Annotated in this window: 26 protein-coding genes; all 26 read right to left on the bottom strand. The window is 25.7% G+C overall.

The window, feature by feature from the left end; genetic code table 4:
* Positions 1 to 56: 56 nt before the first annotated feature.
* Positions 57 to 1,031 carry a methionyl-tRNA formyltransferase gene (fmt, locus tag SDIMI_RS01600; RefSeq protein ID WP_063503129.1) on the bottom strand — a complete coding sequence of 325 codons (975 nt, stop codon included), beginning with the start codon at positions 1,029 to 1,031 and terminating at the stop codon, positions 57 to 59.
* Complete coding sequence (locus tag SDIMI_RS01595; protein WP_020836240.1) at positions 1,028 to 3,103, bottom strand: DUF2779 domain-containing protein; 2,076 nt, start codon at positions 3,101 to 3,103, stop codon at positions 1,028 to 1,030. Before SDIMI_RS01595 ends, fmt begins: the two co-directional genes overlap by 4 nt.
* A 45-nt stretch (positions 3,104 to 3,148) precedes the next feature.
* Positions 3,149 to 3,778 (bottom strand): hypothetical protein, encoded by a 630-nt coding sequence (locus SDIMI_RS01590; protein WP_020836239.1) that lies wholly within the window; start codon positions 3,776 to 3,778, stop codon positions 3,149 to 3,151.
* Positions 3,779 to 3,826: 48 nt separating this feature from the next.
* A complete protein-coding gene (mnmA, locus tag SDIMI_RS01585) occupies positions 3,827 to 4,954 on the bottom strand; it encodes a tRNA 2-thiouridine(34) synthase MnmA (protein ID WP_020836238.1) in 1,128 nt (375 codons plus the stop codon).
* A gap of 11 nt (positions 4,955 to 4,965) precedes the next feature.
* Complete coding sequence (locus SDIMI_RS01580) at positions 4,966 to 6,366, bottom strand: DNA topoisomerase 2-like domain-containing protein (protein WP_020836237.1); 1,401 nt, start codon at positions 6,364 to 6,366, stop codon at positions 4,966 to 4,968.
* 81 nt (positions 6,367 to 6,447) lie between these two features.
* Entirely contained in the window at positions 6,448 to 7,575 is a 1,128-nt protein-coding gene (locus SDIMI_RS01570; protein WP_020836236.1) for a DnaJ C-terminal domain-containing protein, read from the bottom strand.
* A gap of 56 nt (positions 7,576 to 7,631) precedes the next feature.
* Entirely contained in the window at positions 7,632 to 9,431 is a 1,800-nt protein-coding gene (gene dnaK, locus SDIMI_RS01565; protein WP_020836235.1) for a molecular chaperone DnaK, read from the bottom strand.
* 34 nt (positions 9,432 to 9,465) lie between these two features.
* Positions 9,466 to 10,068: a nucleotide exchange factor GrpE gene (locus SDIMI_RS01560; protein ID WP_020836234.1), complete on the bottom strand. Its 603-nt coding sequence runs from the start codon at positions 10,066 to 10,068 to the stop codon at positions 9,466 to 9,468.
* A gap of 2 nt (positions 10,069 to 10,070) precedes the next feature.
* The gene (gene hrcA / locus SDIMI_RS01555) at positions 10,071 to 11,090 is read right to left on the bottom strand and encodes a heat-inducible transcriptional repressor HrcA (RefSeq protein ID WP_020836233.1); all 1,020 of its coding nucleotides are present in this window, start codon (positions 11,088 to 11,090) and stop codon (positions 10,071 to 10,073) included.
* A gap of 62 nt (positions 11,091 to 11,152) precedes the next feature.
* Positions 11,153 to 13,300 carry an ATP-dependent Clp protease ATP-binding subunit gene (locus SDIMI_RS01550; protein ID WP_020836232.1) on the bottom strand — a complete coding sequence of 716 codons (2,148 nt, stop codon included), beginning with the start codon at positions 13,298 to 13,300 and terminating at the stop codon, positions 11,153 to 11,155.
* Between the two features lie 136 nt (positions 13,301 to 13,436).
* A complete protein-coding gene (locus SDIMI_RS01545) occupies positions 13,437 to 14,189 on the bottom strand; it encodes a hypothetical protein (protein ID WP_020836231.1) in 753 nt (250 codons plus the stop codon).
* Positions 14,190 to 14,251: 62 nt separating this feature from the next.
* Positions 14,252 to 14,743: an isochorismatase family protein gene (locus tag SDIMI_RS01540; RefSeq protein WP_020836230.1), complete on the bottom strand. Its 492-nt coding sequence runs from the start codon at positions 14,741 to 14,743 to the stop codon at positions 14,252 to 14,254.
* Between the two features lies 1 nt (position 14,744).
* Positions 14,745 to 15,857 carry a radical SAM family heme chaperone HemW gene (hemW, locus tag SDIMI_RS01535; RefSeq protein ID WP_020836229.1) on the bottom strand — a complete coding sequence of 371 codons (1,113 nt, stop codon included), beginning with the start codon at positions 15,855 to 15,857 and terminating at the stop codon, positions 14,745 to 14,747.
* The gene (locus tag SDIMI_RS01530; RefSeq protein ID WP_020836228.1) at positions 15,839 to 17,338 is read right to left on the bottom strand and encodes an MSC_0882 family membrane protein; all 1,500 of its coding nucleotides are present in this window, start codon (positions 17,336 to 17,338) and stop codon (positions 15,839 to 15,841) included. The genes hemW and SDIMI_RS01530 overlap by 19 nt, the downstream gene beginning before the upstream one ends.
* Positions 17,339 to 17,374: 36 nt before the next feature.
* Positions 17,375 to 17,647: a TIGR04561 family membrane protein gene (locus tag SDIMI_RS01525; RefSeq protein WP_020836227.1), complete on the bottom strand. Its 273-nt coding sequence runs from the start codon at positions 17,645 to 17,647 to the stop codon at positions 17,375 to 17,377.
* Positions 17,648 to 17,760: 113 nt separating this feature from the next.
* Complete coding sequence (locus SDIMI_RS01520; protein ID WP_020836226.1) at positions 17,761 to 18,252, bottom strand: hypothetical protein; 492 nt, start codon at positions 18,250 to 18,252, stop codon at positions 17,761 to 17,763.
* An 82-nt stretch (positions 18,253 to 18,334) separates the two neighbouring features.
* On the bottom strand, positions 18,335 to 19,069 hold the full coding sequence (gene nadE, locus SDIMI_RS01515; protein ID WP_418064537.1) for an NAD(+) synthase: 735 nt from the start codon (positions 19,067 to 19,069) through the stop codon (positions 18,335 to 18,337).
* Positions 19,065 to 20,357, bottom strand: coding sequence for a GTPase ObgE (obgE, locus tag SDIMI_RS01510; RefSeq protein WP_020836224.1), 1,293 nt, complete (start codon positions 20,355 to 20,357; stop codon positions 19,065 to 19,067). Before obgE ends, nadE begins: the two co-directional genes overlap by 5 nt.
* 18 nt (positions 20,358 to 20,375) lie before the next feature.
* Positions 20,376 to 20,735, bottom strand: coding sequence for a hypothetical protein (locus SDIMI_RS01505; RefSeq protein WP_020836223.1), 360 nt, complete (start codon positions 20,733 to 20,735; stop codon positions 20,376 to 20,378).
* Between the two features lie 16 nt (positions 20,736 to 20,751).
* The gene (locus SDIMI_RS01500; protein ID WP_020836222.1) at positions 20,752 to 21,495 is read right to left on the bottom strand and encodes a DUF3196 family protein; all 744 of its coding nucleotides are present in this window, start codon (positions 21,493 to 21,495) and stop codon (positions 20,752 to 20,754) included.
* A 108-nt stretch (positions 21,496 to 21,603) separates the two neighbouring features.
* The gene (gene rplS / locus SDIMI_RS01495) at positions 21,604 to 22,008 is read right to left on the bottom strand and encodes a 50S ribosomal protein L19 (RefSeq protein WP_051132515.1); all 405 of its coding nucleotides are present in this window, start codon (positions 22,006 to 22,008) and stop codon (positions 21,604 to 21,606) included.
* A complete protein-coding gene (gene trmD / locus SDIMI_RS01490) occupies positions 22,008 to 22,739 on the bottom strand; it encodes a tRNA (guanosine(37)-N1)-methyltransferase TrmD (RefSeq protein ID WP_020836220.1) in 732 nt (243 codons plus the stop codon). The genes rplS and trmD overlap by 1 nt, the downstream gene beginning before the upstream one ends.
* Entirely contained in the window at positions 22,739 to 23,233 is a 495-nt protein-coding gene (gene rimM / locus SDIMI_RS01485) for a ribosome maturation factor RimM (RefSeq protein ID WP_020836219.1), read from the bottom strand. Before rimM ends, trmD begins: the two co-directional genes overlap by 1 nt.
* Entirely contained in the window at positions 23,226 to 23,486 is a 261-nt protein-coding gene (locus SDIMI_RS01480) for a hypothetical protein (protein WP_020836218.1), read from the bottom strand. Before SDIMI_RS01480 ends, rimM begins: the two co-directional genes overlap by 8 nt.
* A 2-nt stretch (positions 23,487 to 23,488) precedes the next feature.
* The gene (rpsP, locus tag SDIMI_RS04740) at positions 23,489 to 23,875 is read right to left on the bottom strand and encodes a 30S ribosomal protein S16 (RefSeq protein WP_020836217.1); all 387 of its coding nucleotides are present in this window, start codon (positions 23,873 to 23,875) and stop codon (positions 23,489 to 23,491) included.
* 84 nt (positions 23,876 to 23,959) lie between these two features.
* The gene (locus tag SDIMI_RS04640; protein ID WP_158499809.1) at positions 23,960 to 24,100 is read right to left on the bottom strand and encodes a hypothetical protein; all 141 of its coding nucleotides are present in this window, start codon (positions 24,098 to 24,100) and stop codon (positions 23,960 to 23,962) included.
* Positions 24,101 to 24,180: the final 80 nt, after the last annotated feature.

Genomic DNA, 24,180 nt, shown 5'->3' with positions numbered 1-24,180 from the left:
ATAAAAAAATGCTATTTTAGTACTTTTTAAAAGATTTTATTACAAATAAAAAATCACTATTCAGTTATTTTTTCATTACTAAATATTACTCCTGATTTTATTGATGAATTTGGATCATTAAAACTAGAAGCATTAACCATTTTTTTACCTTCTCTTTGTAATTCCAATATCTTTAGATATCCATTTGAAGTATTTACAATAATTCCTTCCTTATCTGTAGAAACTATCTCTCCATTTTTAAAAATCATATCTGTTGAAATAAAATTCTCGTTATCTTTTATTATTCTAGCTGATTTTATTTTGATTCTTTCATTATTAATATATGTAAAAGCAATTGGTTGAGGACTTAAAGCTCTAATAAAATTATTTATTTCATATGCTGATTTATTTCAATTAATATTTTCTTGTTCATTTTTTAAATTATAAGCAAAAGTAACTTCATTCTCATTTTGTATGATTCCTTTTACTTTTCCATTAAATATATCTAAAATATTTTCTTCAATCATTTTTTTACCTAATAGAGCCATTTTTTCAAAAAGTGTTTGGGCATTATCATTTTCACTAATTTCAATTTCTTCTTGGCAATATACTTCCCCAGCATCCATTTTTTTTATCATTTTCATCAATGAAATTCCAGTTTTTGACTCTCCATTCATTATTGCAAATTGTATTGGACTACCCCCACGATATTTTGGTAATAAACTAGCATGAACATTTATACAATTTTCAAATAAATCTAAAATTGGTTGAGTTATAAATTGACCATATGCACAAGTTACCATAAAATTAGCATTTAATTTTTCCAATTCTTCTTTTATTTCACCAATTTTATATGGTTGAAATAAAGAATAACCTTTCAATAATGCATATTCTTTTACAGGAGAGAAAATAATTTCTTTTTTTCTTCCAACTTGTTTATCTGGTTGAGTAACTATACCAACTATTTCCACACCAATATTTTCTAATCCTTTAAGAATTTCTACAGATATTTGAGGTGTTCCACAAAATATTACTTTATACATTTTCTTTATTCCTCTTTATTTTCTTTTAAATCCATTTCAAAATTCGGATTGTATTCTCTTACAATATCTACAATTCTTTGTAAGACAACTATCATAGCTAATGTGTCTCTGTCACAATACTTCAGCATATCTTCTTTTAAAATTATTTCATATTCTTGTTGACTTATTACATCATCTAAAAATTGTCTAAAAGTTTGACTTGCTTTATCACCCTTATTAATTTTTAAATCTTTATAGCTTAAAGAACTATCTAGAGCTGGTTGAGTTTTTTTAATTGAATAAGATCCTCTAAAATCTGGATGATAAATTATTCAATTGTCTTCTTTCTTTTTAAAGAATTCCATTAAGTCAATTGTATTGTTATAAATATATTCCAAAGGTCTAGAGAATTGTGGATATGAATAGATTAAATTTTTGATTACACTTCTTTCAAACGATTTATTATAAGCCACATATACTCCTGGACCATATTTAAAACAATCTTTTATAAAGTTAATTAAAAATTCTGGTCTTGGGTCTTCTTGATTACTTGCAATAAAATTTGAGTGTTTCATTGTATTTATTGGATCATTAAAGTCATAATCTGGATTATCAATGATATGAATTGAATATTGAAATGGAATTTGTTCATAAGACCAAGAATTATCATATTTAGGTACAGCTCATTTTACAGTTTCAAAGTCATACATGTAAACAGGATATTTATAATAATCTTTTAGTAAATCCATAAGTGTATCATGAGAATCACTTTTAATAATTTCATTATGTGTAACTTTTCCATTTTTTAAATAATTTTGAACAGTTTTTATAACTCTTATTTCATCTTTTCCAAATAAGGATTTTCCTTTATCTTGAAACTTATCATGATTTAAATCTTCTATATTTTCAATATAAATACTTTCTTTCGATCTTGAATGAATTATTGCTGCTTTTGCTTTAAATCTTGTCAATTCATATAAATTAAATTTATTTTTATCATAATATTCAACTACATGATGACATACAGCTTCTTTAAATTCATATGTTTTCTTTGCATAATTAAATTTAATTTTTTTACATTCCGTATTAAATAAATTTCTTTCATTTGCTAAATAATTTGCTATATTTAGAATTTGCTCATCAAAATCAAATCCATAATCTTCCATCGCCAAAATTAGTTCATTAATACCTACATCTTTTTTTGTATTTTCCAATTTATTTGTAATTCTTATTAACTCTTTATAATTTAAATCAGATTCATATGAATTTGGTTTAATCATATCTTCTAAAATAGGTTTAACTTCGGATTCAAAATCAATTTCAAATGGTTCAATACTAAATAATGGTCTATTTTCATCAACACCAATTCCTCTAACATAACATTTGTTAATTAGACCAATTTTTACATCATCAACTATATAACCACATTTTTCTAAAACCTTTTTTTGATATAAGACATCAAAAAAATGAACTAGTTTTGATGAAGTTGAAGCTTTAAATTCAACAATAGTTACATGTTTATTTCCATGATTAATTAAAACATCACATCTAATTTTCAACATTGCATTCATATATTCAAATGAAGGTTCAAATAAATATTTAACTTCATCAGTTTCTAATAATTGTTTTGTTTGTTCTATTACTTCAGAATAGCTATTTTCTTGAAAATCTCTATATTGATATTCTGTTTTATTCTTTTGATTTTCTCTATATAACTCTGCAATAAAATATTCTCTTCCAGCTTGACCAACAGCATTACCATCAACTATTGTTTCTGCAGGTAATCCTGAAATTTCAAAACCGTTTAAATCACTCAATTGACTTATTAGCATTTCCTTTTGTAATTTTTCTGCTTCATTTAATTCTTCATTTGGTTTTTCTAATAAATCTGAATATAAATCTAAAGCATTAAAACCTTCTGATGTATTTCAATCATCATCTTTTTCAATAGGAGATTTATAATGAAATTCTAATTCATTATTCTTTTTCAAATTTATTGTATGTTTAAAATTTTCTAAACTATGAAAAATTCAAGCAACTTTTGGACATTCTGCCATATATCTTTTAAAATCTTCTTTTGTTACTATAATTTTATCTGTCATATTTATTCTCCCTTTACTAAATAAAAATAACATACTTAAAATATGTTATTTATTTCTTCTTGGTACAAATTTAACTGTTGTTGCTTTAATTGCTTTATCCATTTGCGCTGAAACATCATCATTTTTGCTTTGATTTTTTTTCTCTGCTTTTAAGTTTTTTATTTCTTCTTTAACTTGGATTTTATGTTCCACTGCTTTTGATTTTTCCTCTTTTTTAAGAACAACCTTTTCTTGTTTTGTAAGTTTTACTTTTTTTTCAGCAATAGCAATTCTTCTTTTTGTATTTTCAAGATCAATTTCACCATTTACTTGTCAAGCAGTAACATAATTATTTTTTCCTGATTTAGTAGTTATCCCTTCAACTTCATAAGCATTAACAGAAATTAATTTATTTGTTTTTGGTTCATACATTTGAACTACAACATCAAAAACGTCTCTATATTTATATTCTGCACCTTTTCTTGCATATACTTTTTCATATTCAACTTTAATATTTTTTATATTTTGTGTTTTTGCAAGATAACTTTTTATTTCTTCTCTAACTACTTTTTTTCTCTTTTGTTGTTCTACTTTTTGTGCTTTTTTACTTGTAATTGATGAAACAATAACAAATACTAAAACTACTAAAACTACAACTCCAATAACTATCGTACTTGCTGAACTACTTAAAAACATACAACATTCCTCTTTTTCTAAATTCCTTTTTATTTTAACTTATTTTTATTAATTATTTAAGATTTTATCAATAACTCCTCCACCAAGACATACTTCGCCAAGATATAATACAGCTTCTTGACCTTCTGTAACTGCCCTAACTGGTTCTTTATAAGTTATTAATATCTTATTATTTTCTAAAATTTCTACATTAACTTTTACATCTTTTTGTCTATATCTAAATTTTGCTGTGCAATTAAATTTATTAGAATTAAAATAGTTTTTATAGTTTGAAATAAAATTGAAACCTTCAACAATACAACTTTTTGATTCTAAATAACTTTCATCACTTAAAGGAGAAACATAAAGAATTTTATTTTCAATATCTTTTTTAGCTACATAATAAGGTTCTTTTTGTCCACCTAAATTCAAGCCTTTTCTTTGACCAATAGTATAATACATAACTCCAATATGTTCAGCAATTTTCTTATTGGTTTTTATATCAATGATATCTCCTGGTTGATTTGGAATATAATTTTGTAAAAATTTAGTGAAGTTTCTTTCTCCTATAAAACAAATTCCAGTTGAATCTTTTTTTTCTGCAGTTATTAAATCATACTTTTTAGCAATCTCTCTAATTTCACTCTTTTTATATTTTTGCAAGGGAAACATAGTTTTAGAAAGTTGATTTTGATTTAATTGACATAAGAAATAACTTTGATCTTTATTTTCATCTAAACCTCTTATAAGTTCAAATTCATTTGATAATTTATTTTTTTTAACTCCTGCATAATGACCCATAGCAATATAATCTGCTTTTAGTTCATTTATTGCATAATCTAAAAATTTATCAAATTTTATATATTTGTTACAAAGAATATCTGGATTTGGTGTTCTTCCTTTTTTATATTCAGTTACAAAATATTCAAATACATGATCTCAATATTCCTTTATAAAATCTATTCTATGAATTTTTATATTAAGTTTTTCTGCTACTTTTTTTGCATCAATATAATCTTGTTCTTGTGGACAAGTTTCTCCTTGCAAATTATTTCCTAAAATATCATTGTTCAAATTACTATCTCAGTTTCTCATAAAGAGCCCTTCAACTTCATAACCTTGTTCCAATAATATTGCAGCAGTAACTGAAGAGTCTACTCCACCACTAAGTCCAACTATGACTTTTTCTTTTTTCATATTTTATCGCCTTATTTTTTAATTGTTTTATTCATTCTTTTATTTTCTTTTTTAGCTAATTTAGTTAATTTTTTTACATCTTTTGAATTATTAAATCAATTTTCAAATGAATCAAAATTTATAGGTTCTATAGAATTTCTTTTGTTTGTTTTTAAAGTTTCTTGTAATCCTTCAACAAGTTGAGTAGTTCCACCTTCTTGGTCAAAGAATTTTTCTTTTTCTCTAATTTTTTTACTTCCAAATTCCAAGTTGTTAATTGCCTTATCTAAATCATCTACAGTGTTTGCAACAGTATAATCTGTATTATTAATCACTGGAAGTGAATAACTATTTTTATCATCTTCAAAAAATGAATTTAATTCCTTGGTATCCATTTCATCAAAAAGTGTTCTCTTTTTAGATTTATTTGGAATTAAAGAATCTTTATTATTTTGTTTATGATTTATATCATCAAATTTTACCATAATGTTTTTTTCAACTTCTTTTTCTATTTTTTCTAATGAAACTAAAGCTAATTTATTTTCATTTTTATCTTCTTCATTCAATTTATCATTTTTAGTTTTTAATTTATCAGAAACTAGTATAAACTCATGAGTATTTTCGTCTTCAACTTTTTCAACTAATTCTTTTTCAACTAATTCTTTTTCAACTAATTCTTTTTTATCATTTTCATTTTTTTCTTCTTGGAATATAGATTCATCTTTAAGTAAAAAATTTGTTCTTTTAAATTCGGGTTTTTTCTTTTCAGTTATTTCCTCAGTTATTTTCTCATCAATACCACTTTTAATAATTTCTTCTGGTTTACTCTCTAATATAGGTTTTTTAATAACTTCTTGTAGATCTTCTATAACTTTTTCTATTTTATGAACTCCTTTTTCAATTTCTTGTAATTGTTGATTGATCGGTTCATTCAATTGGTTAATTTTTTCAGCAATAAAATCCGAATCTGGAACAACTGTTTCATTTTTAGCTAAATTATAATTTTTAAAATTATTATGAGGTTTTAAATCAACATTAAGTTTACTTAATAAATATTCCTTATCTCTTTGTTCATTTTCAAAACTCATTCTTCTCATATCAATAATTTCTTTTCTTATACGAGAATCTGCAGGTTTTATTACTTTGTCTATAATATTTATTGATTCAAATGAATTATTTTCAATATCACTTTTTTGAAAATCTAAATTATTTGCTTTTTTTGGTTCAAAAAAATGAGAGTTAGCATTTTGAACTAAATTAATTTTTGAAACACTTTTATTTTTTAAAGCTATAGTTTTATCAAAATCCATAGAAATTGATTCTTCTAAATTATCTTCAAATCAAAAACCCTCAGTTGAATAATCCTGAGTTGTATCTTCTAAATCATTATCTAAAATTTTATTTATTTTTAAAATTCTAATGCTATCAGACATAATATCCTCCACCTATTGATTATACAATAATAAGATTAATTCAAATTAAATAGTTTTGTTAAAAAAATAACCCTTTTTGGGTTATTCTTCTAAATTATTTTTAACTTTAAAGTCTGTTGATTTTGCTATAATTTCTAATTTCTCTTTTTCAGTTTTATCAATATCTTTTGGAACTACAATATTTACTTCTAATAATAAATTACCTCTATGTGAAGATTTTACTCCCTTATAAAGTCCATGATTTTTTACAGTAATTATTTCTCCATTTTTTATACCTTTTGGTATTTTGATATTAATGTCTCCATCTAAAGTTTTAATTGAAATTTCATTTGAAAGAATTGCATCAAGATAACTTACATCAAATTTAAATTTAATATCGTGTTCATTTACAATTTTTACATTTTTTGAAGCCTTTAAGTGAACATCTGCATAAAGATGTCCACGTTCTCCACCATCTACAGAATAATTACCAGCATTTCTTAAAACAATTTGTTGATCTGGTACTAAACCTTTTGGTATAGGCATTGTAACTGTTTCTTTTTTAAGAACAGCTCCATCACCTCTACAAGCTTTACATGGATTTTTGTTTTCTTTACCATGACCTTTACATTTTGGACAAGGTTGTTGAGTTTGAAATTTTGCAATACCCATATCTTGTAAAACAGTAACAACCCCATGACCATTACATACTTCACATTCTACAATATCTGATTTTGATTTTGCACCAATTCCATCACAATCATCACATTTTGAAATTAAATCTAATGATACGTCTTTATCTATACCAAATAATAATTCTCTAAGTGTTAAACTAACACTTATAACAATATCTTTACCTCTTGATGATCTAGTTCTTGAAGAAGAACCACCTCTTCCACCAAAGAAGTTAGAAAATATATCAGAAAAGAAATCTCCTGCTCCTCCCATATTTGAGAAAAAGTCACCGAAACCTCCACCAAAGCCCCCACTAAAGCCTGAACCCATTCCGCTTAATCCTTCATGACCAAATTGATCATAAGTTTTACGTTTATTTTGATCTAATAATACTTCTGCCGCTTCAGTTGCTTCTTTAAATTTATCTTCTGCATCTGGTTCTTTACAAATATCTGGGTGATATTTTTTAGCCAATTTACGATATGCTTTTTTTATTTCTTCTTCTGATGAAGACTTAGGAATACCAAGTATTTCATAATAATCGCGTTTAGCCATTCTACACCTCGCTTCTATTCTTTAAAAAACAACTATTACATAGTTGTTTTTTAAAACTATTTAGATTCTTCATCCTTATTTTCTTCTTTAACTTCTTCTTGAGAAGCACCTTCACTAGTTTGTGCTTGTTGTGCAGCCATTTCTGAAGCCATTTTCATTGCTTGTTCTAATTCATTCATTTTTTTATCTAAAGCTTCATAATCTTCTTTAGCAATTAATTCACGAATTTCTTTTGCCATATCTTCTGATTGTTTTTTTTGTTCTTCATTCATTGAATCTCCTGCTTCTGACATTGATGATTCAATAATATTTAAATAACTTTCTGCTTTATTTTTTAATTCAATATTTTTACGTTTTTGGTTATCAGCTTCTTGGTTTTCTTCAGCTTCTTTTACCATTTTTTCAATTTCAGCATCTGTTAAACTTCCTGAGTTTGAAATTGTAATAGTTTTTTCTTCATTAGTATCTTTATCTTTTGCAGTTACAGATACAATTCCGTTAACGTCAATTTTGAATGTAACTTCAATTTGAGGTGTTCCTTTTGGAGCTGGTTTAATTCCTGTTAATTGGAATTGACCTAATGATTTATTATCTCCAGCCATTGGTCTTTCACCTTGTAAAACATTAATATCAACTGCTGGTTGATTATCAACTGCTGTTGAGAATACTTGTGATTTTTCAGTTGGTATTGTTGTATTTCTTTGAATTAATGGTGTCATAACTCCACCCATTGTTTCAATTCCTAAAGTTAAAGGTGTAACGTCTAATAATAATACATCAGTTACATCACCTGCAAGAACTCCACCTTGAATTGCAGCTCCCATGGCAACAACTTCATCTGGGTTAATTGTTCTATTTGGTTCTTTACCTAATAATGATTTAACTAATTCTTGAACTGCTGGAATTCTTGTTGATCCCCCAACTAAAAGAACTTGATCAATTTCAATTGCTTTTAATTTTGCTTCTTTTAAAGCATCTTCAACTGGTTTTCTAGTTCTTTCAACTAAATCTTTTGACATTTTTTCAAATTCAGCTCTTGATAATTTAGTTGAGAAGTTAACTGGACCATTTTCGTTCATTGCTATAAATGGTAAGTTAATTTCTGTTTCAACTTGACTTGATAAATTAATTTTTGCTTTTTCTGCTTCATCTTTAAATCTTTGTAAAGCCATTTTATCCTTTGATAAATCAATATTGTGTTCTTTTTTGATTTCTTGACCAATTCAATCCATAATTTTTTGGTCAAAATCATCTCCACCTAATTCATTATCTCCTGAAGTTGCTAAAACATCATAAGTTCCATCTGCTAATTCCAATAAAGAAACGTCAAATGTTCCTCCACCCAAGTCATATACTAAAACTTTCATTTCTTTGTCTTGTTTATCGATACCATATGCTAGCGCAGCTGCTGTTGGTTCGTTAATAATTCTTTCAACTTCTAAACCAGCAATTTTACCAGCATCTTTTGTTGCTTTTCTTTGTGCGTCATTGAAGTAAGCAGGAACTGTAATAACTGCTTTTGTAATTTTTGTCCCTATTTTATCTTCTGCATATTTTTTTAAGTATCTTAAAATTTCAGCTGAAATTTGTTCTGGAGTATAATCTTTTCCTTCTAAATTTCTTTTTTTGTTTGTTCCCATATCACGTTTAATAGATATAGCTGTATTTGGGTTTGTAACTGATTGTCTTTTTGCAGCTCCCCCAACAATAATGTCACTATTTTTAAATGCTACAACTGATGGTGTTGTTCTTTGACCCTCTGGATTTTCTAAAACCATTGGTTGTCCACCTTCCATAATTGCAACACATGAGTTTGTAGTTCCTAAGTCTATTCCTATAATTCTTTCTTTTGCCATAATTATTTTCTCCTTTTCAATAATATTTTTTAAATTATTCTGCTACTTTAACAGCAGCGTGCTTTATAACTCTATCATGTAATTTATATCCGTTTGAAACAACAACTGCAATTTTCCCTGATTCAAATTCTTCTGATTTAATTTGTTCAATTGCAGAATGAAGTTCTGGGTTAAAATCATCTCCAGGTTTAACATCTACCATTACAACCCCAGCATTTGTTAATGCTTGATCAATTTGATTGATAATCATTTCAAATCCCATTAAATAATTTTTTATTTCTGGATTATCAGGAGTAGATTTTAATACTCCTCTAAACATATCAATTGCTGGTATTAATTCTGAAGCTAATTTTTCTCCACCATATTTTCTAACTAAAATACTTTCATTTTGAAATCTTTTAACTGTATTTTGATTATCAGCTACTGCTATTAATCTTGCTTCTTCAAGTTTTGCAATTTGCTCATTTAATGCAACAAATTCAAGTTCCAATTTTTCAATATTTGAAAGTTCTTTTGTTTCTTCATGATCTTCTTTTGAATCTTTTTCTTTTGAATTTTTTTGCTTTTCGTCTAAGTTAAGTTCTTTTTTGATATTTTCAAATAGATTTAAAACTTCTTTTACTTTTTCTTTTTCCATTATTATTCTCCTTCTAATAAAAATTTCTCTTCAATTTTATTGCTGATTCATTCTAAAAGTTTTGATACTTTATCATATTCAATTCTCTTAGGACCAACTAGTGCTAATGCACCTTTCCCCCCACCTTTTGTGGGGAAGTTAGTACCAATAACTGCAATATCATCATTTTCATTTCCTGTTTCTAATCCAATAGCTACAGTTGCTTTATTTGTTTTACTTTGATAATTAAATCAAGCAAATGGAGAAGCGTTTTCAATAAATTGAATGATGTCTTTTATTTTATTTGGATCATTAAATTCTGGATTTTCCAATAGATATTTAACACCACTTGTTCGTGATTTATTTGAATCTGTATGAATCAAAGCTTCCACTAAAGTTTGTAGAACAAACTCATATTTTTTTACTTGTTGTTTCAAAACAGGGATTATTGCTTGAGATTTGGTTTCAATTTCTGATAACTTTGAATTAATCAATCTTTCATTAAATAAATCAATTGCTAATCTTAATTCTTCCAAAGATACTGACTCTAAATTTATTGTTTTATTTTGAATAGTTCCATTTGAAAGGACAAATATTACTATTGCTGATTTATTTGAAATTGGTACAAGTTCTACTTTAGAAAGTAATACTTCACCATTTGTATCAGAAGTAGCAACAACTGTTGCTAATTTTGTCATTTCACTCAATATTAATGAAGTTTGTTCTAAAATTTCATCAATAGTTGCTCCTCTTTTCTTAAAGATTTCATTAATTTGATCTTTAATATCATCAATGTCATTTGATTCCATTAAATTATCAACATAGTATCTATAACCTTTTGTTGATGGAACCCTTCCTGATGAAGTGTGAGCTTTTTCTAAGAATCCTTGTTCTTCTAAAAGTGCTGATTCATTTCTAATTGTTGCAGAAGACACTTCCATTGTTAATACCTCTTGAATTCTTTTTGAACCAACAGGTGATGCAATTTTAATATATTCTTCAATAATTGATTTTAATATTAAATTTTGACGATTAGTTAACAATGAAAAACACCTCCATAACAATACATATCTAGTTTATCAATAGCACTCTTAATAATCAAGTGCTAATTTAATTTATTTGAAGTTGATATAACAAATTTATTGTCATTTACATCAACTACATAGTTTCTTTTTGATTCAATTTCTCCAGAAACTATTGCTTTTGCAATTAAAGTTTCAATATTTCTTTCAATATATCTTTTAATTGGTCTTGCACCATATTGTTGATCATAACCTTCTTCAAGAATTTTCTTAATTGAAGAATCTGTAAAATTAATAATATATTCATTTGCCAAAAGAATTCTTTGTTTTAATTCATCTAATGTTTTGACAATTACTTCTTTAATAACTTCTTTTGATAATGCATTAAAATTAATAATATTATCAATTCTATTTAAAAATTCTGGTCTAAAGAATTTTTTTAAGTTTTCATTTAATACATCTTCATCAACTAATTCAGGTGGTGTTGAAATTAAATATTCAGAACCTATATTTGAAGTCATTATTATAATTGTATTTTTAAAGTCAATTGTTTTTCCAAGTGAATCTGTTACTCTACCATCATCTAATATTTGTAAGAAAATATTGAATACATCCGGATGAGCTTTTTCAACTTCATCAAATAATAAAATTGAATATGGTGCTCTTCTAACTGCTTCAGTTAATTTTCCACCTTCTTCATAACCAACATAACCTGGAGGAGAACCTAATAATTTAGAAACCGAATGTTTTTCCATGTATTCTGACATATCAAAACGTAACATTTTCTTTTCACTTCCAAATAAATTTTTTGCAAGTGATTTAGCAACTTCTGTTTTACCTACACCTGTTGGCCCTAAAAATAAGAAACTACCTATAGGTTTATTTGGATCTTTAATACCACTTCTACTCCTAATAATGGCATTTGAAACAAGTTCAATTGCTTGATTTTGACCTTTTACCATTTTTTTTAAAGATGTACCTAACATAAGTAATTTTTGCTTTTCACTTTCAATTAAGTTTTCCATTTCAATTCCAGTTCATCTTGAAACAATTGAAGCTATTTCATTTTCTGTAACTTCTTCAGAAATTAACTTTTCTTTATTGTTATCAAGTGCTGTTGATAATTGCTTTTCTAATGCTGGTAATAATGAATATTGTATTTCCCCAGCTCTTTGATAATTTGCTTGGGTTTGAGATTGTTCTAATTCAATCTTTAAATTATCAATAGTTGATCTGAATTGATTAATTTTTTCTAAAGCTCTTTTTTCTGAATCTCATTTTGTATTAAATTCTGTTTGTTTTGCTTTCAAATTATTTAATTCTTTTTCAGCTTGTTGTAATCTGTCTTTTGATTTTTCATCTTGTTCTTTTGATAAAGCAGCTTTTTCTATTTCGAGTTGCATTACTTTTCTATCAATTTGATAAAGTTCTGTTGGAACAGAAGCTAATTCAGTTTTAATTGTTGCACTTGCTTCATCAACTAAGTCAATTGCTTTATCTGGTAAAAATCTATCAGATATATATCTATCACTTAATTGTGCAGCTGCAACTAAAGCATTATCATGAATTCTAACTCCATGATAAGATTCAAAACGTTCCTTTAAACCTCTTAAAATTGATATTGTTTCTTCAATTGTAGGTTCACTTACTACTACTTTTTGAAATCTTCTTTCTAATGCAGCATCTTTTTCAATATATTCTCTATATTCTTTAAGAGTTGTAGCTCCAATTACTTTAATTCCACCTCTAGCAAGTGCAGGTTTTAATAGATTAGAAACGTCCATTCCTCCACCATTACCTGTTTTTCCTGCTCCTACTATTAAATGTAATTCATCAATAAATAATATAATTTGCCCATTTTCTTTTTGTATAGCATTTACAATACCCTTAATTCTAGCTTCATAATCACCTAAGAAACTAGCTCCTGCCATTACACTACCCATATCTAATTCAAGGATTTTTTTATCTTTTAGAACACTAGGTACATCACCTTTATTTATTCTTTGTGCTAAACCTTCAGCAATTGCTGTTTTCCCTACTCCAGGTTCTCCAATAAGAACTGGATTATTTTTAGTTTTTCTACTTAAAATTCTAATTACTCGCATAATTTCATCATCTCTACCAATGATGGGGTCTATTTTTCCTTCTTTTGCATCCTTAGTTAAATCCCTTGTATATTTATTTAGGATTTCTGGATCATTTAAAGGATCTGGTTTTTGTGTAAAATCCATAAAAATTCCTCCTTTAATTAGCACTCTTGCTTCTTAATTGCTAATCATTAATATATTACATTTTGTTTTAGCATTGTCAATGGTTAAGTGCTAATTTTTTAAAAAATTTAAATAAAAAACACTTTTATAAAGTGTTTTAATTTAGATTCTTTTTTGAAAGATTTTCTTCGACAAAAATACATAAAAGTTGCATAAAAGCTGAATAGCTCAACTTTGCCTTTTCTTTTAAATTTAATTTTGTGCTATTCTTAATCATTTGAGATTGTAAAAGTAATATATTAATAGGTAAATATTTAAATATGTTAATTTCTAATCTATTATTTAATTCAATATAATCTTCAATATTATTTGATCTTAATGTTAATTCTAAAATTGTTTTTTGCTCTTCATTTATTAAATTAAGAGACTCTTTTAAATCCTTAAAATCTGCAATTAAAAGCAATAATTTATAATTAATATTTTGTTTATCTTTTTTAACTTTAATTTTTTCACTTTGTGTAGCATTAAGTTTTAATCAAATATTTGAATTGTATCTTAATTGTGTTAAAAATAATTGTTTAAGAATCAAAATATTTTGTAAAGTTTTTAATCCATTTCCTGACTCAAACTTACTTGAGAAAAAGATATTTGTTCAATATGATATTTTTTCAGTAAGTTTTCACAAAATATAAAACTTGGGAAAATCTTTTTCCATTTCTTTTACTACTTTTTTAAAGCAATTTTTTTGTATAGCTTGTGAAAATAAAATATCATATTTCTGTTCAACTTTTATTTGTGGCTGATTTATAAAGTTATAAATTATATCCTTATAATCAGTGTGAATATTCCTATTTAGCATTTTTGTAAATGCTAAATTACTTTGTTCAGTATTAATTATTTGTTTCAGCATAATTTTCCTCCAATATATTTATCGATTTTTTTTTTTTTTTTTAAAAAAAAAAAAAAAAACTCCTAAGAGTTTAATCCTTTTGATAAATCATAATTTATAAAAGCTGTATAACCTTTTTCAATTGCGTCATCATATGTTGCTTGCACACAAACATCCAAAGCTAATCCACATATCTCTAATTGGTTAATTTCATTTTGTTTTAATCAAGAATCCAATTTAGACTCTATTTTTAAATCTTGTGCAATATAGAAAGCAGAATAACTATCATAATCAAGTTCTGTTCCCTTTTTTATAAATAGATCTACTTGAGAAGAATCAACATAAAATTCTGCTCCTGTTGTATTTACAACACAATGCTCTCCTCATTTTGAAAATGATACATGGTTTTTGGGGTGAAAATCACCTGAAAAAACAACTAAATTATTTTCACTTTTATATTCCTTTATTTTGTTATCAATTTGGTCCTTAATTAATTCACCATGGGGAACATATAATTTTCCATTTGGATCTGCAAAATCAAATTGATAATCTACTACTATTAAAGCTTTTTTCATATTATAAAAAATCTATTAATATCTCATTTAAGATATTAAATCCCCTTTCTGTACATCTAAGTCTGTTATTAACAATTTCCAATAAATTCTGTGAAATTTTTTCATTTATTTTTTTCTGATAGAAATTATAAATTTCTTTATTAATATCCAATGATATATCAATTCCTTCAACAAGTCTTAATCCCATCATTACTATTTGGAAATAATAGTCTTCCTGAGATAATTCTTCAAATTCTTTTTGATAATTTAGAATATTTCCTTCATTTTTTGTAAGAAAATATTTTCCTTCAATTTGTTCAAAACCTGTTGCACCAATACCTACTCCAGCAAAAATTGAATTATTTCAATAACTAATGTTATGAAAGGATTTATTTTTTTCTCCAAGTGCATAATTAGATATTTCATATCTAATATAACCTAATTGTTTTAAACCGTTGTTTACTATTTCATCATATAATTCATCATTTTCAGGAACTTTCATATTTTTTCTTCCTCAAACTGACTTTTCTTTCATAATTAATGAGTATCAAGAAATATGATCTGGTTTTAATTCATCAATATATCTTAAATCAGTGTAAATATTTTCTCTCGATTGATCGTACAAATTATACATCAAATCAATACTTACATTTGTAAAACCTACTTGCCTAATTAATTTATATGCATTTATAGCAATAGAATTATCATGAATTCTTCCAATCTTTTTTAAAAGCTCATTGTCAAAAGTTTGAACACCCATACTTATTCTATTAATATTAAATTTTTTATATATTTCTAATTTTTCACGAGTAACTGATTCGGGATTTAATTCTATTGAGTATTCAAAATTTTCTTTATTTGTATACTTTGAAAGAATTTCACACATTCTTATAGTTTGTTGCTCATTTAAACAACTTGGAGTTCCCCCCCCAATATATATACTTTCTATAAATTCAAGTTTATTGCCATAAGCTTCTAATTCAATTTCAATTTTGTCTAAATATTTTTCAATGACTTTTGGATCTTGAGGTTTTTTTACTTTTACAAAATCACAATAAAAGCAAATATGTTCACAAAATGGAATGTGAACATATAAGCTATTAATTTTTCTATCTATTAATTTACTGTCCCTCATGGTTTAAGTGGAAGACCTCTTTTTTTTCTAATTATCAATCATGGTATAACTATTAAAAATAAAATAATAGCCATTGTTGTAAAGAAAATTATCATACATACCTTATTTGCTTTTTTCTTAATTTCTTTAATTTCATGTTGGGGAATTATTTCATAGCCATAATAACCTATGATATTATTCTTTCTTGTTCTTGTTGTAACAATATTCAATACATGAACTATTAAAGTTACAAATAAAACTACTACATTAGTTTTTATTTCTGATTCTAAAGATTTTAATTGTCCTATTTTTCAAAAGAAAAAGTAAACATCTGTTCCTTTTTTAGAATCCATACCATACATTATTGCCAATGATATTGCTCCAAATATATATACACAAAATGCAATTCAATTTAAATAAATACTTCTTGAGATTAAACTTCTATAATTTCTAGTTATAAAGTATGGAACAAGTTCTTTTCCAAATAAAAGATCTCTTTCATATTTTTTGACATTTGAATATAAAAATCCAAAATCAGTTAAACTTGTTAAAAAGAAACCAGTTGAAACAATTAATAATATTATTGAAAAGAATGGGTACATAACTTTATCACGTGTCATTCCCAAAAAAGTTCCATCAGCTCCAGATTTATAATATATTGCTAACATAAATGAAGCAGATATTATTCCAACAGTTCCAATTAAAAATACAATAAATATTCTTAATTTTTCACTTCTAATTTCTTTTCCAATTTCTTTAGGTACTATATTTGCATTTTTCATTCTTTGTTGGTATGAATTTTGATCATATGCATTATAATTATTTGAACTAACAGGTGCATAATCAATTTCTGGATTATAACCATATTGATTATTTTGACTATAAAACTGATTGTTATTTGAAAAATCATTATAACCATATTGCATATTGTTATTTGGCATTTGATAATTTTCATATAATGGCTTATTATTATGAATTTCATTTTGTCTTATGCCTTGGACATTATTATTTGGAGGATAAACCATTCTATTATATTGATTTTCATCTCTATAATTTCCATAATCAATTCTTGAACTATTATCAAAATCAAGATATTCTTGTTTCAAATTCTCATATTGTTGAGGATAATTATTAAAGTTTGCTGGTTGTTGTTGTATCATTCTTTGTTGTTGTACTTGCGGTGGTATTTGATTTACAAATTGTTGTTGATAATTAATTTGATTATTTTGTGGATATAAATTCATATCTCTATTATTTTCACTTCTAGTATATTGGGGTATATTTTGAGCTTGTTCATAATAACTATTTTCAAAATTTCTATTTCTTGGTCTTATATAACCTTCATTTTTAGATTCTATTAAATTCTTTTGATACATTGCTGTTTCATTTTGGTAATTTATCATTTGTTGCGGATTTTGATTTAACGCAAAATCTCCAACATTTTGTTGGTTTTGATTTTCTGTTAAATTTTCTTTTTTAAAAGGATTAAATAATCCACTCATAAAAAAAGCCCCCTTTTTTACGAGCATAAAAAGGTATTATTTTCTCTTATCTCTTTGTATTTTTCTAATTTTAGCTATTTCTAGCTCAAAATTATTTCTTTCTTCTTCAAATTTTTCAAGTCTCTTAAATTCATTTGCAGAAACTTGTTCTTTTTCAAAAAAGAACTTTCTATTCCTTCTAAAAAGTATAGAAAAATAAATACTTAAAGAGATAATTGCAATTATAGCAAAAATAATTAGTACAACTTCTAATGGAAGACGAAAGTTTAATACTTTAAAAACTGTTTTACTAAATATCAATGTTTTCATAATAATTACCTTTATTTTTAGCCCAACTGTAAATTACCCTATCTACAATCATACTTATAATAACATAATTACAAAAAAAACTAGATTTTTTTAATCTAGTTTTTAATTTTTTATTAATCTCAACTTGCTACTAATGCATCAATAATGTCATTTTTTCATTCAATAATATCAAGATCATTTACAAAGAAATCAATAAATTCATCTTTTAAAGTAACAATTAAATTCATAGAGAAATCATTAAGATCAATCTCTAATTCTCCTAATTTTGCTAAAACTTCTTGAGGATATTCAGGACTAAAAGCAATTGATTGTACACAATCTTCAGCAAATAATTCAGCATCAGATTCTTCTTGTAATGAACCCATTAAAGCAGAATAAACTTCTTCTTCTCCTATTTCAGTTTCTTTAACAACTCTTGCAATTTCTTCAATTGATTTACCATCCAATTTTAATGGTTCATAATTTTTTTCAATTTCTTCTCCAAATAAAACTATTGCAAAGTATAGGCTCATTCCAGCTATTAACTCTTCAAACATTTTATCAGCAATATCTTCAGGTAAATTATCCATGAATTCACTAATTTTACTTGCTTGTATTTCTGTCATATTTATATTCTCCTTATTTCTCTAATTATCTAACAAAAATGCTTATTAATAAAAAAAAGTTTAAATTAAATAATTTTAAACTTTATCTTATATTTTTTGGCATAGGTGCCCCTGTTCTTTTATGTTCAGAAATTTTATGTAAATGGTCTACTCTTTTTTTTACTTCATCGTTTACTTCTTTTCCACTAATATAGTCATCAATTAAATCATAACTAAAGCCAATTTCTGACTCATCTGTTTGGTCCTCTCATAAACTTGCTGTTGGTGCTCTATTAATTATAGAGTCTGGAACTCCTAATAATTTTGCAGCTTCTCTAACTTCTCTTTTTAATAAATGAACTATTGGAAGTAAATCTACTCCTCCATCACCAAATTTTGTAAAATAACCAATATGTCATTCATCGGCGTTATCAGTTCCTAAAACTAGATAATTATGTGTTTGAGCCATTGAATATAGTGTTGACATTCTTAATCTTGCTTTAGTATTTGCAAGTGCTAATTTTGACTGTTCAATTCCAGATTCATTCAAAGCAGTTGAAATAGTTTCAAATGTATTTGTTAAATCAACTGATACATTTTTTAATTCTAATTTTTCAATTAATTCCAATTTACATTTTTCATCCAATTCACTTGATTTACAAGGCATTCAAACTGTTAAGTAATCTTCAGGAAAAGCTCTTTTTGCAATCGCAGCAACAACAGCTGAATCAATTCCACCACTAATTCCTATAATTACTCCTTTTTGATTTGCTTTTTTAACTTCTTCTTTCAGTCATTCAACTAAATAGTCTAAATATTGATTTAATTTCATATTAATCCATTCACTCCAATTCTATATCAAATACTTTTACAATGTCTCCGTGTTGAGCACCCTTTTCTCTTAAAATATCATATACACCTAAATGTTTAAGTTTTTCATTAAACAATAATAAGTTATCATAAGTAGAAATTGGTGTCTTTTGATAAACTTTGTAAACATCTTCTCCTTCAATTCTTCATCTTTTATTTCCAAGGTTTTTTACTTGAATATCTTTTAAGTCTGTTTCAAAATTATATACTTTATAATCTTGAGGATTTTCATCTTTAATTTCTCATAAAGGTATATCTTTTACTTCTTCTAATGTAGAACCTATTTCTAAAAGTAATTGATCAATATTAAGTTTGCTTAAACCCGAAACTTCAATAATTTTTTTATCTTTATACTTCTCTTTAAAGTATAAAACATTTATTTGAGCTTCATCTATATCCATCTTATTTGCAACTATAATTTCTACTCTTTTCTCTAAATGATAATTATATTCAACCAATTCTTTTCTAATTAATTCGTAATTTTGAATTACATCTTCTGTTGCATAATTTCCTGACATATCAATAACATGACAAATAATTTTACATCTTTCAATATGTCTTAAAAATTCATGACCTAAACCTTTTCCTAAACTAGCTCCCTCAATTAATCCTGGTAAATCTGCAACTGTGAAAGTTCTTCCACTTTTATCTCTACTAACACCCAATTGTGGATTTAAAGTAGTAAAAGGATAATCTGCTATTTGTGGTTTGGAATTTGAAATTGCTCTTAATAATGTAGATTTCCCAGCATTTGGTAAACCAACAAAACCAACATCTGCTAATACTTTTAATTCAGCTTTAATATTTATTTCTTTCCCTGGATCTCCAGCTTCAAAAATAGTTGGCGCTTTATTTCTTGAGTTTGCAAATCTTGCATTTCCTCTTCCACCTTTTCCACCAAATGCAATAATTTTTTCTTGACCATCATTTATAAAGTCATAAAGTAAATCATTTGTATCTGCATCATAAATTACTGTTCCAACAGGAACTTTAATATAAATGTCTTTACCATTTTTACCGTGCATATTTTTAATATCACCTTTATATCCATCTTCTGCACTATAAAATTTTTGCAATTTTAAATCCAATAATGATGATTTACCTTCATCAGCAATGAAGATTACATCTCCACCTTTTCCACCATCTCCACCATTTGGTCCGCCATTTGCAACATAAAGTTCATGACGAAAAGAGACAGCACCATCTCCACCTTTTCCTGATTTAATATTAAAATATGCTAAATCTACAAATTTCATGAACTTATTTCTCCTTTATTAATTATTTTCAGTATCTTCACAGTTCATTGATATTGAAATTTCACCTTCAATTAATTGATCATGACAGTTATAACATAAGAATGTTGGCATTCCAATTGATGCATTATAATCATCTAATTCCTGTCATGCTTCTATTTGTGGTTCTATCATTTCATTTAATTCTTCATCGTCAATTTCAGGATTCTCATCCAAAATTTCTTGAGCTACTTGACCCAATGTTTTTGGAGCCTTTTGATCAATGAAATCAATTTCTTCTATTCCACAAACTGAACAAGTTACTCCAAATAATTCCATCATTATATTTTTAGGATCTTCATATTTTACAAAATCCTCTTCTATAAAAGTTGTTTTTATCATAATTAGTTCCTCATTTCTAAACAATATTATTTAACTCATTTAATAGTATCATTGTATTTTCTTTATTAAAATCTATTTTTAATTCTTGTTCTATATTTAATTCAAGACCCAAAGAGTCTTGTGCTTTTAAAATTATTGCTACACTCAAATCATTTAAAGTATATTTTTCAAATTCAAAAATTGGGAAAGTATAATAGAAATATGTATTTGCAATATTTTGACAAATTGTAAATAAACTAGGATTAGAATCGTAAATAGCTTTCTCTATTTTAAGTTCAATTTCTTTTAGTATTTCTTGTGCTTCATTAAGATTATATTTTGAAGGATTCAATAGAATTTCTTTATTAATTTTCTTTATTATTATTTCTTCATCGATAGCTTGTTCAATTAAAACCATAAAAAGAAATGTTTTGTATTCTGGTTTAATTTCATCATCTTTTAAATATTGTTTTATTTCATTAATTATAAGTCTTGCATTTAAACCTCTTAAAGCATCAAAAGCAACTAAATGCACATCTTGATCTAATTTTTTACTCATTATTTCAAGAACTTTATCAATATTTCAGTTTGCTGAATTTTTTTCATTAAAATTTAATTTTTCAGCTAATTGAGATTGAATTTTCTCTAATTGTTTTTCAAAGTCATTTGGAATATATGGAGCATTAAGTTCTTCCAAAACTATTTTAAATGCTTCATCAAAATTATTATTATTTATTGATTCATTAATTTTGTCCATTATTTCTTCATAATAATTTTTCATATAATATTCTCCTTAACCAAACTATATTTTACTTTTTTATAACTAAAAATAATAGTAATCTAAATAGAAAAATAAAATCTCTCATTTTGAGAGATTTTAAATAATTTATTATTTTTTAACTGCTTTTTTAACTGCTGATGCGTCTTTAGCTTTGTTATTAATAACTTCTTTAATACGTGCAGCTTTACCTGTTAAGTTTCTAATGTAATAAATTCTTGCTCTTCTTACACGTCCACGTTTAATTATTTCAATTGTTTCAATAATTGGTGAGTGAACTGGGAAAGTTCTTTCAACAAAAACACCATTTGAGTTTTTTCTTACACAAACTGAGTATGAAATTCCACTACCTTGTGTTTTAATAACTACACCTTCAAATGCTTGAATACGGTATTTTTCTCCCTCTTTAATTTTTACATTTACTTTAATAGTATCTCCTGATGTAAAATTTGGAAGATTATTGTTTAATTGTTCATCAATTAAAGCTTTTGTATTTTTTGTTAACATATTCATAATTAATTATCTCCTTTCACTTTTTTTAATTTATTGATAAATTCTAAATCTGATTTTGATAATTCACTTTTTTCTAAAAGATCAGGTCTTTTATTAAAAGTGTTTCTTAATCTACCTTCTTGACGATATTTTTCAATATTTGCATGATGACCACTTGTTAAAACTTCAGGAACTATTTTTCCTCTAAATTCAATTGGTTTAGTAAAAACTGGATGATCTAATAGATTATTTTCAAAACTATCATTAAGATGAGAATCTTTTGCAATTACTCCATCCAATAATCTAGTTATTGAATCAAGAATTACAATACTTGCTATTTCTCCTCCAGTAAGAACATAATCTCCTATAGATATTTCTAAATCTATATAATCTAATATTCTTTCATCAAAACCCTCATAATGACCACATATTAATATTATGTGATCATAATTTGAAGCATAAATTCTAGCTGAATTTTGATTTCAAGTTTTACCTTGTGGACTTGTTAAAACTACTAAACTGTTTTGAGTTTTGCAACTTTCAATTGCATTTACAACTGGCTCTACCATAAGAACCATTCCTTTTCCACCACCAAATTGATAGTCATCAACTTGATTATGTTTAAGCGTTGTATGATTTCTAAGGTCAATAACTTCAACTTCTATACTATTTTTTTCAATTGCTCTTTTAATTATAGATTCAGAGATATATGAATTAATTAGATTTGGAAATAAAGTAATAATTGAAAATTTCATTAGTTTAAAACCTCAACTTCTTTTAAATACAACTTTTTGTTTTCTTCTTCTATTTTTTCAACGTAGAAATCAACGCAAGGAATTCAAATTTCCTTATCATTATTTTCAACCTTTATCAAATCATGTGCTCCATTGAACATTTCTTCAATAACTTTTCCATAAAAATTATCTTTATAAAAACACTCAAATCCTACATAACTGAATTCTTCTTCTATAAACTTACAATCTTTTCTAACATAAACTATGTTATTAACTAATTTTTGAGCTTGATCAATAGTATTAATTTCTTCAAATCCAATTATATGTTTTTTATTTAAAAAGTACGACCTTTTTATTTCAAAAACATCCAGATTTTTTGAAGTATTTTCTAAAAATAACTGTTCATTTTGAATATCTTCTATGAGAACTAAATTATCTTCTAGTTTGAATTTTAATTCACCTTTTAAACCATGAGTTGCAACAATTTTTCCTATTTTTTTTAGATTATTAAGCATAATTTTCTAATACCTCTAAATCTATAACTATTTTTTTTGAAAAAATTGATAATTCGGAATTACATATATTAGTAATAGAATTAATGAAACCTTCGGATTTTTTATCTTTAAAAATGTCTAAGTCTTTTTCTTCAATTACTAGTATAAACTCATAACTTTGATCAGTTTCATATTTTTCCTTTAAAACATATTTAATATCTTTTGGAATAATACTTTTTAACATTTCTTCAAATGATTTAAAAACATCTTGCATAATTATTCAGCTGAAGTTTCTTCTTTAACTTCAGCAACTTTTTTAGCTGCAGCAGGTTTTTTAGCTGCAGTTGCCTTTTTAGCAGCAGGTTTTTTAGCAACCTTTTCTTTTTTAGGTTGGTTTTTCTTGCTTTCTAATTTAGCGTTGTGTAAATCAGTCATTACACCTTCTTTTGAAAGAATGTTTCTAACTGTATCAGTTGGTTGTGCACCTTGTTGTAATCATTTTAAAGCAATTTCTTTTTTAACGTTTACTTCTCCGTTGATTGGGTTATATGTACCAACTAGTTCGATGTATTCTCCATCACGTTTAACGCGAGCATCTGAAGCAACAATTCTATAAAATGCTGCTCTTTTTTTACCAGCTCTTTTTAATCTTAATTTAACCATGTTTATCCTCCTTGTCTTCTATTTAAGAACATTATTAATATTAAACTAAAAAATAAGTTTGTCAAGTTAAATTACTTAACAAACTTATTTTAAACATTTATTGTGTGCATAGAACAGAACTTTATTTGAGAAAATATCTTGTTCTTCAAAATGTTTATAAACATCTCCATCTTCTATTTTATTTTTACATTTAAAGCATATTTTAGTATGGATACTTCTTTTCATAACATTTTTATAATAAAGTCAATAAGCTCCATATTCTTTTTTACTTATTTATATATTGAATTTTAGTAATAATAAAATAT

It is taken from the genome of Spiroplasma diminutum CUAS-1 (assembly GCF_000439455.1).
GTDB lineage: Bacteria > Bacillota_I > Bacilli_A > Mycoplasmatales > Mycoplasmataceae > Spiroplasma_A > Spiroplasma_A diminutum.
This window is presented reverse-complemented; position numbering and strand designations above follow the sequence as displayed.